This is a genomic window from Sphingopyxis sp. H115 (genome assembly GCF_001468465.1).
GTDB lineage: Bacteria > Pseudomonadota > Alphaproteobacteria > Sphingomonadales > Sphingomonadaceae > Sphingopyxis.
Window position 1 is genome coordinate 19,875 of the sequence record NZ_LNSA01000025.1, and the last position, 14,506, is coordinate 34,380.

Sequence of the window (14,506 nt, forward strand, 5' to 3'; positions counted from 1 at the left end):
CCCTTATTCGACCGCCTTCTGGGCTGCGTCGCCTACATCCTCGGCAGCATTGCCGACCTTTTGCGCGGCCTCGGTGATCGCCCCGCTTTGCGCCTTGTCATTGGCGAGGAACTGGAAGGCGAAAAAGGCGGCGATCAGGATCGCGGCGAGAAAAATCAGGCCCAGGCCCATCCCGCCGCCGCGGCGCGGTTCGCGGTCGATAACCGTGGTGGTGTGCGTTGTCCCGTCGGGATCGCGCGTCGTGTGGATTTCGTCGGCCATAAGAAACTCTCCCTATGCTGATGGCGCATAGGACGCTTCGGGACCGGCGAAAGTTCCTATCCCAACCGCGCGGCAACCTTCGCCTTGAGGTCGGTCTGCGCTCGCGGGCCGACCTGCGCGATGATTTCGCGCGCGCACACCGCGCCCATCGTCAGGCAGTCGTGCATCGACCGGCCCTCGGCATGGCCCGCGAGGAAACCGGCGGCGAAGAGGTCGCCGGCGCCGGTCGTGTCGACGACCTGGTCGATCGGTTCGGCGCCGACCTCGGTGCGCACCCCGTCATGCAGCGCGATCGCGCCATGCGCGCCCCGCGTGACGACGAGCAGCGGAACCTGCGGCGCGATCTTGGCAACCGCCGCCTCGAAGTCGTCGGTTTCGGCAAGCGCGCAGATTTCGACTTCGTTCGCGAAGAGGATGTCGAACAGCCCTTCGGCGATCAGCTTGCGGAAATCCTCGCCATGGCGGTCGATGATGAAGGCGTCCGACAGGGTGAAGGCGACCTTGCGCCCGGCGGCGCGCGACACGTCGATTGCGCGGCGCATCGCGGCGCGCGACAGCGGCGGATCCCACAGATAGCCTTCGAGATAGAGGATCTTCGCATCGGCGATCCACGCCTCGTCGATCATCGCCTGGTCGAGCAGGTGGCTCGCGCCCAAAAAGGTGTTCATCGTGCGCTGGCCGTCGGGAGTGACGAGGATCAGGCAGCGCGCGGTCGGCGCGCCTTCCTTCAGCGCCGGCGTTTCATAGGCGACTCCGAGCGCGCGCAAATCGTGGGTAAAAACTTGCCCGAGCTGGTCGTCGGCGACCTGGCCGATGAAGGCGCACCGTTCGCCGAGCGCCGCCATACCCGCAAGCGTGTTCGCTGCGGAGCCGCCCGAGACCTCGACCGCCGGGCCCATCGCCGCATAGAGCCGTTCGGCCTCTTCGCCATCGATCAGCCGCATCGATCCCTTGGTCAGGCCTTCGGCTTCGATCAGCGCATCGTCGGCGCGGGCAAGAACATCGACGATCGCATTGCCGATGGCGACGACATCGAAACGGGCGGTGGCGGCCATGAAAAATCCTGTGCTGTATGGGAAAAGCTGCGCGCGCCTTAGTGGGGAGCGCTCCTCAAGGCAAGCGGAAGCCTTGACGAACGCCCCCGCCACGCGCCATCCCCGGCGCATGGCTCGCGCGCTTCAGGCTTTCCTCCTTGCCGTCAGGGACCTGGACAATCCGCGCGTGCTGCGCGTCCTCGCGCAAAGCCTTGCGCTCACGCTGCTCATCTTCATCGGCGCCGGCGCCGCGATCTTTTTTGGCGCGCGCTGGGCGCTCGCGCATTGGCAATGGCTCGGCGGCGACAGCCTCGACATGGCCGGCGTGTTGATCGTGCTGGCGCTGATCGCGGGGAGCTGGCTGCTCTTTCGCGCCGTGGCGATCGTCGTGGTCGGCCTGTTCGCCGACGGCATCGTCGCCGATGTCGAGGGGCGCCATTATCCGGCCGCCGCCGCCCGCGCCCGCGATGTCGGCTGGCGGCAGAATATCGCGCTCGCGCTCGCGTCGCTGGGGCGCCTGATCGGCGGCAACCTGCTCGCGCTGCCGGTCTATATCCTGCTGCTCGTCACCGGAATCGGGACGCCGATCTTCGCGCTGCTCGTCAACGCGCTGCTGCTCGGCCGCGACCTCGAGGCGATGGTCCTCGCGCGCCACCCCGAACGGCCGCGCTTCGGCCGCGCGGCGCGCTGGTCGATGGGCCTGTTATCCGCCGCAAGCTTCGTGGTGCCCGTCGCCAATCTGTTGGCGCCCATCGTGAGCGCCGCTATGGCCGTGCACATGCTGCACTTGCGCAATGGGGACCCCGAAAAATGATCAAAAACCGCCGCCTGGCAGCCGTTGCCATGCTTGCCTTGACGCTCGGCGCCTGCGCGGGCCCCGCGATTCCCTACGCAACGCCGCCGAAATCGCCATCGTCAACCGCACCGGTCGCGTCGCCGCGGCCGGTGCAGAACAACAGTCTGATCGGTCGCAATGCCAACGCCGCGCTCGGCCTGTTCGGCAAGCCACGGCTCGATGTCGCCGAAGGGTCGGGGCGCAAGCTGCAATTCGCCGGGACCCCCTGCATCCTCGACGTCTATTATTACGCGCCCAAACAAGGCGCGGACCCGCTCGCCACGCATGTCGACGCGCGCACGCCCGACGGTCGCGACGCAAATGTTCCGAGCTGTATCGAGGCGCTGCGCCGCTAAGCCGGCGTCATGGCGTCAGCTCGGCAAGCGCCCAGAATGCCGCGTCGACGACCATCGGCGATTCGTCGCCGGTCAGCCGCTCCAAGGCCGGAACGAAACGTGTGTCGCCGCTGTTACCCGCCGCGATCGCCGCGTTGCGAACCATGCGGTTGCGCCCGATCCGCTTGATCGGCGATCCCGCGAACACCTGCCGGAATCCGGAATCGTCGAGCGCAAGCAGGTCGGCGAGCGATGGCGCGACCAGCTCGGCGCGCGGGAGGAAGGCACGGTGCGCGTGCGCCCTGTCAGCGAATTTGTTCCACGGACAGGCGGCGAGGCAATCGTCGCAGCCATAGATGCGATTGCCGATCCCGCGCCGCAGCTCGATCGGGATCGGGCCATTATGCTCGATCGTCAGATAGGAAATGCAGCGTCTGGCATCGAGCCGGTAGGGCGCGGGAAAGGCTTGTGTGGGGCACGCATCCTGGCACGCCGTACAGCTTCCGCACGTGTCGCGCCCGGGCTTGCGGCCTTCCAAATCGAGCGTTGTGTAGATCGCGCCGAGGAACAGCCAGCTGCCATGCTCGCGGCTGACGAGGTTGGTGTGCTTGCCTTGCCAGCCGAGCCCCGCCGCCGCCGACAGCGGCTTTTCCATCACCGGCGCGGTGTCGACAAACACCTTGACCTCGGCGTCCTTCGCTTCGGCGACCAGCCAGCGCGCGACCGCCTTCAGCGCCTTTTTGACGACGTCATGATAATCGCCGCCCTGCGCATACACCGAAACGCGGCCGCGATCGGGATGATCGGCAAGCAGCAGCGGGTCGAACGCCGGCGCATAGCTCATGCCGAGCGCGATCACCGATTTGACCTCGGGCCACAACCCCTTGGGCGACCCGCGCTGTCCGGCCCGGCTTTCCATCCAGATCATGTCGCCGTGCCGCCCCTCGGCCAGCCACTGGTCCAGCCGCGCGGCAGTCTGCGGCGCCGCGTCCGCATCGGCGATGCCAAAGGCGACGAAACCATGCGCACGCGCGACGGCTTCCAGGCGTTCTTCCAGAGGGGGCAAGGCTTCCGCAACCATTGGCGCTCTATACGCGAGCCGTCTCGCCGTGCCATAGCTTGCACGTGCGCCAGTCGGGGACCATGATTTGAACGATTTCAGCGTAGAGGCGACCGGCCTCACCAAATATTTCGGCGATTACAAGGCGGTCGATCAGGTCAGCCTCACGGTGCCGACGGGCAGCATCTACGGCGTGCTCGGCCCCAATGGCGCGGGCAAGACGACCAGCCTGCGCATGACGCTCGGCATCATCGATCCCGATGAAGGATCGAGCCGGGTCTTCGGCGAACGACCGCAGACGGTGCGCAACCGCATCGGCTATCTTCCCGAAGAACGCGGCCTCTATCCGGGCATGAAGGCGCGCGAAGCGATCGCCTTCATGGGCGCGCTGCGCGGGCTCGAATGGCGCGAAGGCCGCCGCCGCGCCGAAGCCTTCATGACCGAACTCGGGCTCGAGCGCGTCGTTGATGAAAAAATCCGCAAGATGTCGAAGGGCATGGCACAGATGATCCAGCTGATCGGCTCGATCGTCCACGCCCCCGACCTTATCGTGCTCGACGAACCTTTCTCGGGGCTCGATCCGGTCAATCAGGAGCGGCTCGAAATGCTCGTCCGCCGCGAGCGCGACCGCGGCGCGACGATCCTTTTTTCGACGCATGTCATGGCGCATGCCGAACGCCTGTGCGACCGCATCGCCATCATCGCACGCTCGGCGCGGCGGTTCGAGGGCACAGTCGACGAAGCGCGCGCGCTGTTGCCGATGCAGGTCCGCTACATCCCGCGCGACCAGGCCGATCCAGCCGCCGTCGCCGCGAACCTGCCCGCCGGCGCCGACCGGCGCGGCGACGCCTGGCATTTCGCCATCGACGACGCGGGCGTCGAACCGCTGCTCGCCCGCATCACCGCGAGCGGCCATGGCGTCACAGGCCTGTCGATCAGCCGCCCCGCCCTTCACGACGCCTTTGTCCATATCGTGCGACAGGTCGACGCAGGCTTCGATGCCGACGCCGCCGAAGACGCCATCGAGGAGGCGAGCGCATGACCCCCTTCATCCAGAGCCTGTTTGTCGTTGCGCGGCGCGACTTTCTCGCGATCGTTGCGACGCCGACCTTCCTCCTTTTTCTGCTCGCCCCGCTCTTCATGGTCGGCATGGGGCTTGCCGGCGGCATGGGCGCATCGCAGCTTGCCGACAGCGCCCGCGGCGCCGGCCGGATCGTTGTCGTTGCCGATGCGGCGGACGTCGACGCACTGCGCGCAGCCGACACCCGGCTGCGCGCCGCGCTCGGTCGCGATCTCGCGACGCTCGATATCCGCATCAACGGCGCCACGGCCGCCGATCCGGTCGCGATCGCGCGCGAAAAGGGCAGCGACACCTATGCGGTGATGAGCGGCGACCTCGCCGCTCCGCGCATCGTCGAACGCGAGACGGGCAGCCGTTCGGGCCGGTATCTCGCGCTGCTCGCGGGCGAGGTCCAACGCGCGCGTGCCTCCGGCCCCGTGGCTGCCGTGGCACCGCGTTTCGAGGCCTTGTCGCGCGGTGGCACATCCATCGCCCTGCAACAATCGCTGGGGTTTGGCGCGGTCTTCGTCATTTTCCTGCTGACCCTGCTGCTCGCCGGCCAGACGGTCAGCTCGCTGGCGGAGGAAAAGGGCAACAAGGTGATCGAGATATTGGCTGCCGCCGTCCCGCTCGAAAGCGTCTTCCTTGGCAAGCTGCTGGGATTTCTCGGCGTCGCGGTGCTGTTCATCGCCTTCTGGCTTGCGATGGCAATGGGCGGTGGGCTGGTCGCCGCGCTCTTCGCCGATCCGGCCCTGCTCGCCGCCGGGGGCGGCGCCGGCAAGGCCGCAGCGGCGGTAGCAGCGATGCCCGCGACGGGCTGGGGCTTTTTCCTTGGCATCGGCCTGGTCTATTTCGTCATGGCCTTCCTGCTGCTCGGCGCAGTTTTCCTTGGTGTCGGAGCGCAAGCGGCGACGGTGCGCGAAATCCAGATGCTCAGCCTGCCGATCACCATCTTCCAGGTCGGCATGTTCAGCCTCTGTGCGGCCGCCGCAAGCGCGCCCGACAGCGGCCTTGCCCGTTTTGCGCAGATCTTCCCCTTTTCGTCGCCGCTCGCGATGGCCGCGCGCGCCGCGACCGACGATTCCAGGGCGGTCCACCTGCTCGCGCTCGGCTGGCAGGCGCTCTGGGTTGCCCTTGTCGTCTGGATCTCGGTGCGTCTTTTCCGTTCGGGCGTTCTCGGCAGCGGCAAAGGCTGGCGATTCTGGAGGCGAGACCGGCCGGCGTAATCGCCGCCGCAGCATTGTTCCGCTTCCATTGACAAAGCTGTAAATAGTGGCATTCTGCAACTTAATCGGCCGCGCCCGACGGCCGCTTGAGAGGAGCAGTCCATGGCCACCCAGATGCGTATCGCCCCCGAAGTTGCCAACCCGCTCGATGTCAGCCGCGCCGAGCTGTGGAGCGAGGATCGCTGGCAGGAACCGATGCGCCAGCTGCGCGCCGAGGCGCCGATCTATCGCTGCGAAGATTCGAAATTCGGTCCCTATTGGTCGGTGACGACCTACAAACCGATCCAGCATATCGAAGCACTTCCGAAAATCTTCTCCTCTTCATGGGAGTATGGCGGGATCACGGTCGCCGGCGACGGCATCGAGCATCTTCAGGAGGGAGAAATCCCGATGCCTATGTTTATCGCGATGGACCCTCCGCAGCACACCGCACAGCGCCGCACCGTCGCCCCCGCCTTCGGCCCTTCTGAAATAGAACGTATGCGCGCCGACACCCAGGCGCGCACCGCCGCGCTGATCGACACGCTCCCGGTTGGCGAGACTTTCGATTGGGTTGAACGCCTGTCGATCGAACTCACCACCGACATGCTTGCGATTCTGTTCGATTTCCCGTGGGAAGAGCGCCACCGGCTCACCGGCTGGTCCGACGCGCTTGGCGACATCGAAAGCTTCGACACGCTCGAAAAACGCCAGGCGCGCCTCGCCCAGGCCTTTGAAATGGGCGCCGCCTTCAAGCAATTGTGGGACAAAAAGGCCCAGAACCCTGGCGAGCATGATCTGATTTCGATCATGCTCCAGTCCGATGCGATGAAACATATGAGCGAGAATGAGTTCATGGGGAACCTCATCCTGCTCATCGTCGGAGGCAATGACACGACGCGCAATTCGATGTCGGCCTACGCCTATGGCCTCCACAAATTTCCTGAAGAACGCGCGAAGCTCGAAACGAATCACGACCCGGAACTCGCCATCAACGCGATGCACGAGATTCTGCGCTGGCAGACCCCGCTCGCACATATGCGCCGTACCGCGACCGAGGACACCGAGCTGTTCGGCCACCAGATCAAGGCGCGCGACAAGATCGCGCTGTGGTATGCGTCGGCGAATCGGGACGAGAGCGTATTTCCCGACGGCGACCGCATCATCGTCGATCGTGCGAACGCACGGCGCCACCTCGCCTTTGGCTACGGCATCCATCGCTGCGTCGGAGCGCGTGTTGCCGAATTGCAGCTCACCACGCTGATATCCGAAATGCAGCGCCGCCGTCTGCGCGTCAACGTCCTCGCCGAGCCCGAGCGCGTGCATGCAAGCTTCGTCCACGGCTATCGCCACATGCCGGTCCAGCTCGAAAAATATTGACGCGCCCCTGTAACCCCGGGGCCGCGGCATGCGTATCGAAGATATGATCCAACGTCGCTATCTTCTCGGCGGACTTGCGCTCGGCGGCGCCATCATCGGCGCACCGATGCTCTTCGCGAAATCGGCGCGGCCCAAGGCGCAGGCCGGCTGGCAGCTCAGCGATGCCGAGTGGAAAAAACGCCTGTCGCCGCTGCAATATCGCGTGCTGCGCGAGGCGGCGACCGAACGCGCCTTCACCAGCCCGCTCGACAAGGAAAAGCGCGCCGGCATCTTCGCCTGCGCGGGCTGTGCATTGCCGCTCTATTCGAGCAAGACCAAGTTCGACAGCGGCACCGGCTGGCCGAGCTTCTGGGCGCCGCTGAAAGGCGCGATCGGCACATCGACCGATTACGACCTCGGCTATGCGCGCACCGAGGTCCATTGCCGGCGCTGCGGCGGCCACCTTGGTCATGTCTTCAACGACGGGCCGAAACCCACGGGCAAGCGCTATTGCATGAACGGCGCGGCGCTGCGCTTCCGCCCCGCCTGATTCAGTCGGGTTTCACCCGCCACACCGAAAGCCCCGTGTCGGCACCGATCGGTACCGCTTCGAGCCAGGCCGGGGGCATTCCCCCGTCGAGCTGCGCCGCCAGCGAATCCTTGCGCGCGCGGCGATAGGCGACGAAATCATTCGCGCCGCGACAGAATATGACCAGCCCCGCCCCGTGCCCGCGAACGATCGCCTCGGCCTTCGCGGGATCGCCCGCAAAGGCGCGGATCGTGTCCGCCATGGCCGCCTTGTTGCGATGATGCGGCGTTGCGACAACGCTGTGCGGCGTCCAGAACAGCAGCGGCGCGCCAAGGTCGATCGGCGTCAGGATTGTCGTTGCCGGCAGGCGGGCGAGCGCCGCGGTCGCCGACGGCGCAAGGCAGGTCTGTTCGGCCGCCGGCCCTGCCGGATCCTTTTCGCTATCGGCGGAAACGAGGCCGAGCAGTGCGGCTGCCGCTGTACCGCCGAGCAGTGGCAGCGTCAGCGCGGCGGCCACCGAAGCCAATATGCGTGGCACGGTCGAGGCGATCGTCCGCGCCCGGTCCCAGATACGCAGCCCGAGCCAGGCGCAGCCCGGCAAGGCAAAAAGATGCGCGGTCGAAACGCTGCGCATGACAAGCAGCGACAAGCCGCCAGCTGCGGCGAGCGCGACGATCACGGTCGTCCAGTTCCGGCGGTCGGCGTCATCGGCGGCGGCGCGCCAGGCAAGCCACGATCCGGCAAGCCCGACGAGCGTCGGCACGAGCACATGGACGGCGACCCGCGGTTTCGAGGCCCATAGGGGCTGGCCCTCAAGGACGTGCCGGTACCAATATTCGACGACGATCGGGTCGAGCGAAGCGAATGGCCCCTTTGCGCATTGCGGTTCGGTCCACAGCAGCGCGCCCGCGGCGGCGGCGGCGGCCCCGCCCAGCAGCAGAAAGCGGCTCACGCGATGCGCGGGATTTGCGCGGGCGGCCGCGAATGTCACGGCTGTCGCCGCGACGAAGGCCGCCATATAGGGCGCCGAGAGCGAATCGCACCATGCCCCGGTCAGCCCCAGCGGCCCGCGCGTTAGGAATTGAAGCAGGATCGCCCCGCCCGCGAGCGCGCCCAGATAGCCGCACAATCGGTCGCGATCGGCATAATGTCCGCGTAGCATCCAGCGCAGCGCGGCGAGGCCCGCGAACAGCGCAACGATCGGTAGGCCCTCGATCGAAATCGCAAGCAGTGCCGCTGCGCAAAGCCCCCCGGTCAGGCCTGCGCGCAAGGTCGCGGGCCGCAGCGCCTGCCCCATCACCAGCATCGCAAGAAAGACCTGCCAGCCATGATGATCGACCCGCAAGGGCCGGAATTGGGCGGCAATGAACACCGAAAAGACGAGGAACAGCGGTACTGCATAGCCAAGGCGCCGGTCGGGCAGATTGCGGTAGCCAAGGACACAGGCGACGCTCAGCGCCGCGCCGAGCAGCGGCGGCCACAACGCCATCACGATGCGTTCGGCCATCGCCTGCCCGAAAAATGGCTTGAGGAGCAGGATAGCGGCAGCGATCGGCGCGTCGACGATGCGCGACCAATGCATCAGCACGCCGCCGCCGGCGGGATTGACGCGATATTGCGAAAGGTCCCACCAGCCCTGCCCGGCGAGCAGGTCGCGGACCTGCACCATGCGCATCGCATCGTCGGTGTCGGCGAGGTCGAGCGCGCCGATCGCGCGCCATTGGACGATGATCGTGAGCAGGCTCATCGCCGCCCAGACGATCAGCGCGATCCGTACCGGCGTCAACCAGCGCAACCGCTCGATCGCGCGCGCTTCGGATGCGGCGGGCGGCGGCGGCGCGGCGGCGCCCCCCGCATAGGCGGGGGCGTCGGTCATGCCGCGGCGGCCCGGAACACGATATGACGGCGCAACAAATAGGTGGTCTGGAAACTCACGAGGATCGCCGCGAGCTTCGCGAGCCGCGGATCGAGCCCCAGCGCGCTGCCGCCGCCGACGATCGCGGTCGTGACCGCCAGGCCAACGAGCGCCGAGCCGACGAAAAGCAGTTTTTGGCGATGCCGCTCACCGGTGCCGCGCGCCGCGGCGCCATCGGCGAAGACGAGCCGGCTCGAAATCATCCAGTGGACGAGGATGCCCGCGCAATAGCCGGTCGCCGATGCCGGCACCGGCGCCAGCCCGGCGTCGAGCAGAAGCAGGAACAGCCCCGCGTCGCTGCCGAGCGCCAGCCCGCTCGCGAGCAGATAGTTCAGCCAGCGAATTTCGCCGCGCCGCACCGACGCGATCAGCCGCGTAACGGGTTGCATGGCGCCGCTCCCCTCGCCAAGCCTCAGGCCGCCTTCGCGACGCGCACAGGCACCTCGCGGACCGATGCCAGCGCGGCCTGTTCGCCCTCGGTGCCGCTTTCATGATATTCGGCGTCCTCGTTAACGCCCCAGATGTCATAGATTTTCTCGCCCGCGACGATGTTGCGCACCGTCAACATCGCGGTCATCATCGCATGATCCTGGTTGTTGTACCGGTGCATGCCGTTGCGCCCGACCATGTGCAGCGTCGGATAGCGCGCCTCGAGCTCGCCGCGCATCGTTTCGACATGCGCGGCATAATCGTCGTCATAGACGGGATAAGCCTTTTCCTGCCGCACCACCGCGCCGCCGACGACATCCTCGGGGTCGCAAAGACCCAGGATTTCCATTTCCTTCGTCGCCAGCGCGACCAGCTTCTCGTCGCTCGCCGACCAGAGCCCGTCGCCCTCGAAACAGAAATATTCGAGCCCGACACAGGCAAGTTCGGGGTCGGGCACCATTTCGGGCGACCAGCTGCGGAAATTCTGCACCCGGCCAACCTTGACCTTGCTGTCGTGGATATAGATCCAGTTGTCGGGGAACAGGTCCTCCGACCGGATCTTGAGCGCGACCGTCAGGAAGTCGCGATATTTGAGGTTCGGCGCGGCGGTCAGCGCGCAGGCAGGCAAGGGATGAATACGCGCCGCCAACTCGCGCATCGGCGCCGAACTGATGACATGCGCCGCGTCGATCACGACATCCCCGTCGGGGCCGGTCGCGGTCATCCGCCAGCGCCCCGTCTTTTGATCCTGCGTCAATTGCTTGAAGCTGTGCCCCATCAGCACATGGTTGCCGCCCGCGACGACCTTGCCTGCCGCTGCCTCCCACATCATGCCGGGGCCAAGCCGGGGATAACGAAAGGTTTCGAGCAGGGTCTTGGTCGCCATGCCGTCATTGGGTTTCTTGTTGAGCCCCAGGCTGCGTTTGAGCCCGTCGATCACCGCCGCACCGAGGCTGAGCCCCTTGATCCGCTGTGCCGCCCAGTCGGCCGACATTTCGTCGCACGGCATGCCCCACACCTTCTCGGTATAGGTCTTGAAAAAGATCGAATAGAGCTTCTTGCCGAACTGGTTGATCGTCCAGTCCTCGAAACTGCGGACATTCCTGTTGGGAAACAGTTTCGCCTGCGCATAGCTCACCATGCACAAGGTCGAGCGTACGACCCCGAGGTTCCACAGCGCCTCGAATGCCCGCAACGGATAAGAGTAGAATTTGCCTTCATAATAGATGCGGCTCATCCGCGGGCGCTCGATGAAGTCGTGCGGAAGGATTTCGTTCCACAGATCGACGACCTCGCGGCTCTTCGAAAAGAAGCGGTGCCCACCGATATCGAAGCGAAACCCCTCATGCTCGACCGTGCGGCTGATGCCGCCGACATAGACGGGGTCCTTTTCGATCACCGTGACGCTATAGCCTTGCCGGGTCAGCAGATAAGCAGCGGTCAGCCCGGCCGGCCCCGCGCCGATGATGGCGACGTCGGCGCTGGTCGGTCGGTTCGTAGAACCAGAAGCATCGGTCATTCGATTGTTCCCCACAGGCAATTCAGCTCCTGTCCGCTGTGACCAATCATGGATAAAAACTGGTTAACGCGGGCCCCGTTTCTCGCCGAAAGGCGCCGTTTCCCGCCCCGGCACGTCTCGAACGCCCGAAAAGCCGCGCACCTCATCGAGCCGGCGCACCGCCCTTTTCGCGCGGCACCGGCGGGCCGCGCGCACTGTTCGCTCCCGGCGGGGTGTCATCGTCCTGCATCGCGACATCGCGGTGCAGCGGCTTCAGCGCGAGTGTGCCGAGCCGGACGCGCGGCGTTGCCTTGCCGGGTACCGCGCCGATCGCGAAGCCCGCATCAAGCCTCAGCGCAGCGGCCGAGGCCTTGCCCAACCTTACCGTGTAGCGCCCGTAAGCGACCGCTTCGAAAAGGAAATATCCGTCGAACTCGGTCAATGTCGTTGCGCGCACGCGGCCTTCGGCATCGACCAGCTCAAGGCTCAGCCCCTCGATCGGATTGCCGCCATTGCGGCGGATGCTGCCTTCGATTTCTCCCGCCGCCGCCATCGGCAGTGCGACGCGCGTCGCCACGCCCGGACGCGGCGAGACGACGACGCCGGGCAGCGCGGGCTGGATATAGGGATCGGGCAGGCTGCCGGTGTCGATGCCGATCATCACCGGGCGGAACGGCTCCAGCCCGTCGATCGTCCCCCGCCCTGCCTTGTCTGTCGACGCTTCGACATAGGCATGCCCCGCGGTCAACGGCACCCCCGGCAGCGCCGCTTCGCCGGGCTGGCGGACGCCGTCGCCATTATCGTCCATCCACACGTCGGCGATCACCTGACCACGGCTTGCGAGTTTCTCGCTCGACACGCGCCAGCCGCCATCGGGCTTCGGCCCAAAGCTGAATGCGAGCGCCAGCGACGCGGCGACCGATCCGTCGCTCGCGATTTCGCCAAAGCCCGTTAGCTGCAACTTGTTGAAACGGCGCGTATACCCAACGCCTGCCCGCGCGCGGTCGAGCGCGCGGTCATAGCCGAGCTCGGCGCGCCATTCGGCGTCGCCCTCGCGCTTTCCGGCGCCGGCCCATTCGCCGATCACGGTCATGCGCGTGTCGCCATTGTCGCCCGACAGCGCAAAACGCGCCTCGCCACGCACGCGGACGCGGCCGATGCGGGCGTTGGCGAGCAGGCTGGCGGTCAGATTGTCGGGCGGGTCGGGCCCGACCGGCACCTTGGTCCGCGCCCAATCGAGCTGGCCGGTAAAGGTCATCGCGCGGAAACTCGCCGACGCACGTGCGCTCGCTTCCAGGCTCTCGATGCCCGAGCGCCGGTTGACCTGCCGCACGTCGAAATGGAGCGGCAGGATCGTTCGGCCGAGTTTCACCGACTGGTCGACCGAGATCGCGTAAATGCCCGTGATATTGTTGATGAACCGGTCGGACACGAACCCGCCCCACCCGCGCATGGCATCGGCGCGGACATAGGTTTCGCCGAATGCCGCAAGCCAGCTGGCGCGCGCGGCGGCGCCGCCATTGTCGGCGAAGGAACCGGCGACTTCGAGCAGGGTCGGACCGATCGATCGGCGCAGCGCCGCCTCCCCATAATTGTAACGGACATTCTCGATCATCAGGCTGTGGACATAGGCGGCGGCCGAGGTCCGCGTGTCGAGTCCGCGCTCGATCCCCAATGTTCCGCGCCAGCCGCGCCGGAACGCGCCGCGGCGCGGGTTCCCGAATTCGATCAGATCGGCATTTTCCTGCGCAAAGCCCGCCCAGTACCAGGTCTGCTGCGGCGGGATCGAATCCATGCCGACCTGCACCTGCCGGATCTCGCGCCGGACCTGCCCCTGCGGCCCGTAAAGCACGATTTCGAAGCGATTCGCACCATATTGCAGCGGCACGTCGATGAATTCATAGCGGCCGTCGCCATTCGGGCTGGTGAAGGCGAGCAATTGGCCGTTGCGATAGAGCTCGGCATCCCAGCCCGCGGGAAGGTCGCCGCGAAAGTCCGTCTTGTCGAACGCGTCGGGGCGCTCGATCGGGCGATTGGTGAGCACCGCGCCGCGCCCCGGCGCCGACGCCGCGACGATTCCCGTCGACAACAGGCTGACATCGCCCACCGCATAATGCGTCGCCTTCAGCGGCCCGAGCAGCCGCCCCTCCGCGTCGGTGCGGTACAGCCGCATCCGCAAACTGTCGGGCACGCCCTCATTGTCCGATGACAGCCGCGCGTCGAAGCTCTGCCCGAGCAGTTCGCCCGCGGCGAACAGCTCGTAGCGCGCCTGGACATAGGATCCGCCGCGCTTGTCCGACACCATCCCCGCCGACGCGACGACATCGACCGACGGCGTCGCCCACGCACGATAGGGCCGCGCCGCCTGCGGCAGGCTGGCAAGGTCGAACGACGCCTGCGGCCGAATTCCCGCAGCGCGCGCGCGGCGTTCGGCGGCGAGCTGGAACGGCAGCTTTTCCTTGGAATCGATGCGCAGCACCGCGTTCGACAGGTCGGCGGCCAGCGGCACGCCGAGCCAATTGTTGAGGCTGTCCAGATCGACGCACCAGCCGGCGGGCGTGTCGCGGATCGTCGTCGGGGCGAGGCGGAACCGCTGGCTGCCCGCGCGAACCTCGCCCGTGTCGCGGTCGATCGTCAGGCTACGGCGCTCGTCGAACACCCAGCCGGTTGCGCGGCGCAACTTCTTATCGACGCGCACCGCGAGGTCGAGCGCGAGCACGACATCGGCAAGGTCGACGCAGATTCCCTGCGGCGTTTGATAACCGCGCACCCCGTCGCCGAGCCGATACTGTCCCGATCGCACGTCGAACAGCCAGCTATCCTCGTCGTTCGGCGCCCAATTGTCCGGAGCGATCGCGGCCGGTGCCTTGTCGACGGCCTGCGCGCCGGCGGGGACAAGCCCGGCCAGCGCCAGCCCGGCGAGGATCGCCGGTTTCCATCGAGCCAGCGCCGCGTGGATCATCGCCCCGCCCGCTTTCCTTCCGGC

The 14,506-nt window shown here is 66.7% G+C and carries 13 protein-coding genes; 6 read left to right on the forward strand and 7 right to left on the reverse strand.

Features of this window, described 5'->3' with window-relative positions:
* Window positions 1-3: 3 nt before the first annotated feature.
* Complete coding sequence (locus ATE71_RS16035) at window positions 4-261, reverse strand: hypothetical protein (RefSeq protein ID WP_058804324.1); 258 nt, start codon at window positions 259-261, stop codon at window positions 4-6.
* A 56-nt stretch (window positions 262-317) separates the two neighbouring features.
* Window positions 318-1,316: an adenosine kinase gene (locus ATE71_RS16040; protein ID WP_058804325.1), complete on the reverse strand. Its 999-nt coding sequence runs from the start codon at window positions 1,314-1,316 to the stop codon at window positions 318-320.
* A gap of 109 nt (window positions 1,317-1,425) precedes the next feature.
* Here ATE71_RS16040 and ATE71_RS16045 point away from each other — a divergent pair, with 109 nt between their 5' ends.
* Together ATE71_RS16045 and ATE71_RS16050 are read left to right on the forward strand one after the other, a co-directional pair.
* Window positions 1,426-2,109 carry an EI24 domain-containing protein gene (locus ATE71_RS16045; RefSeq protein ID WP_058804326.1) on the forward strand — a complete coding sequence of 228 codons (684 nt, stop codon included), beginning with the start codon at window positions 1,426-1,428 and terminating at the stop codon, window positions 2,107-2,109.
* A complete protein-coding gene (locus tag ATE71_RS16050; protein ID WP_058804327.1) occupies window positions 2,106-2,486 on the forward strand; it encodes a hypothetical protein in 381 nt (126 codons plus the stop codon). The genes ATE71_RS16045 and ATE71_RS16050 overlap by 4 nt, the downstream gene beginning before the upstream one ends.
* Before the next feature lie 7 nt (window positions 2,487-2,493).
* Here the strand turns inward: ATE71_RS16050 and queG are convergent, their stop codons facing one another.
* Window positions 2,494-3,546, reverse strand: a complete 1,053-nt coding sequence (gene queG / locus ATE71_RS16055; RefSeq protein WP_058804328.1) for a tRNA epoxyqueuosine(34) reductase QueG — start codon at window positions 3,544-3,546, stop codon at window positions 2,494-2,496.
* A gap of 67 nt (window positions 3,547-3,613) precedes the next feature.
* Here queG and ATE71_RS16060 point away from each other — a divergent pair, with 67 nt between their 5' ends.
* From ATE71_RS16060 to msrB, 4 genes are all read left to right on the forward strand, one after another.
* On the forward strand, window positions 3,614-4,567 hold the full coding sequence (locus ATE71_RS16060; protein WP_058804329.1) for an ABC transporter ATP-binding protein: 954 nt from the start codon (window positions 3,614-3,616) through the stop codon (window positions 4,565-4,567).
* The gene (locus tag ATE71_RS16065) at window positions 4,564-5,811 is read left to right on the forward strand and encodes an ABC transporter permease (RefSeq protein ID WP_058804330.1); all 1,248 of its coding nucleotides are present in this window, start codon (window positions 4,564-4,566) and stop codon (window positions 5,809-5,811) included. Before ATE71_RS16060 ends, ATE71_RS16065 begins: the two co-directional genes overlap by 4 nt.
* Window positions 5,812-5,913: 102 nt before the next feature.
* On the forward strand, window positions 5,914-7,170 hold the full coding sequence (locus ATE71_RS16070) for a cytochrome P450 (protein ID WP_058804331.1): 1,257 nt from the start codon (window positions 5,914-5,916) through the stop codon (window positions 7,168-7,170).
* Window positions 7,171-7,276: 106 nt separating this feature from the next.
* Complete coding sequence (gene msrB, locus ATE71_RS16075) at window positions 7,277-7,699, forward strand: peptide-methionine (R)-S-oxide reductase MsrB (protein ID WP_414893029.1); 423 nt, start codon at window positions 7,277-7,279, stop codon at window positions 7,697-7,699.
* A 1-nt stretch (window position 7,700) separates the two neighbouring features.
* Here the strand turns inward: msrB and ATE71_RS16080 are convergent, their stop codons facing one another.
* The 4 genes from ATE71_RS16080 to ATE71_RS16095 form a co-directional block, all read right to left on the reverse strand.
* Complete coding sequence (locus tag ATE71_RS16080) at window positions 7,701-9,554, reverse strand: hypothetical protein (protein WP_058804332.1); 1,854 nt, start codon at window positions 9,552-9,554, stop codon at window positions 7,701-7,703.
* Window positions 9,551-9,982 carry a GtrA family protein gene (locus ATE71_RS16085; protein ID WP_058804333.1) on the reverse strand — a complete coding sequence of 144 codons (432 nt, stop codon included), beginning with the start codon at window positions 9,980-9,982 and terminating at the stop codon, window positions 9,551-9,553. The genes ATE71_RS16080 and ATE71_RS16085 overlap by 4 nt, the downstream gene beginning before the upstream one ends.
* 23 nt (window positions 9,983-10,005) lie before the next feature.
* On the reverse strand, window positions 10,006-11,541 hold the full coding sequence (locus ATE71_RS16090) for an NAD(P)/FAD-dependent oxidoreductase (RefSeq protein WP_058804334.1): 1,536 nt from the start codon (window positions 11,539-11,541) through the stop codon (window positions 10,006-10,008).
* A gap of 142 nt (window positions 11,542-11,683) precedes the next feature.
* Window positions 11,684-14,482 carry a carboxypeptidase-like regulatory domain-containing protein gene (locus ATE71_RS16095; RefSeq protein ID WP_082665258.1) on the reverse strand — a complete coding sequence of 933 codons (2,799 nt, stop codon included), beginning with the start codon at window positions 14,480-14,482 and terminating at the stop codon, window positions 11,684-11,686.
* Between the last annotated feature and the right edge of the window lie 24 nt (window positions 14,483-14,506).

Coding starts and splice junctions, on each gene's coding strand:
- ATE71_RS16035 (WP_058804324.1), bottom strand. CDS start 261: ATGGCCGACGAAATCCACACGACGCGCGATCCCGACGGGACAACGCAC.
- ATE71_RS16040 (WP_058804325.1), bottom strand. CDS start 1,316: ATGGCCGCCACCGCCCGTTTCGATGTCGTCGCCATCGGCAATGCGATC.
- ATE71_RS16045 (WP_058804326.1), top strand. CDS start 1,426: ATGGCTCGCGCGCTTCAGGCTTTCCTCCTTGCCGTCAGGGACCTGGAC.
- ATE71_RS16050 (WP_058804327.1), top strand. CDS start 2,106: ATGATCAAAAACCGCCGCCTGGCAGCCGTTGCCATGCTTGCCTTGACG.
- queG (WP_058804328.1), bottom strand. CDS start 3,546: ATGGTTGCGGAAGCCTTGCCCCCTCTGGAAGAACGCCTGGAAGCCGTC.
- ATE71_RS16065 (WP_058804330.1), top strand. CDS start 4,564: ATGACCCCCTTCATCCAGAGCCTGTTTGTCGTTGCGCGGCGCGACTTT.
- ATE71_RS16070 (WP_058804331.1), top strand. CDS start 5,914: ATGGCCACCCAGATGCGTATCGCCCCCGAAGTTGCCAACCCGCTCGAT.
- msrB (WP_414893029.1), top strand. CDS start 7,277: ATGCTCTTCGCGAAATCGGCGCGGCCCAAGGCGCAGGCCGGCTGGCAG.
- ATE71_RS16080 (WP_058804332.1), bottom strand. CDS start 9,554: ATGACCGACGCCCCCGCCTATGCGGGGGGCGCCGCCGCGCCGCCGCCG.
- ATE71_RS16085 (WP_058804333.1), bottom strand. CDS start 9,982: ATGCAACCCGTTACGCGGCTGATCGCGTCGGTGCGGCGCGGCGAAATT.
- ATE71_RS16090 (WP_058804334.1), bottom strand. CDS start 11,541: ATGACCGATGCTTCTGGTTCTACGAACCGACCGACCAGCGCCGACGTC.
- ATE71_RS16095 (WP_082665258.1), bottom strand. CDS start 14,482: ATGATCCACGCGGCGCTGGCTCGATGGAAACCGGCGATCCTCGCCGGG.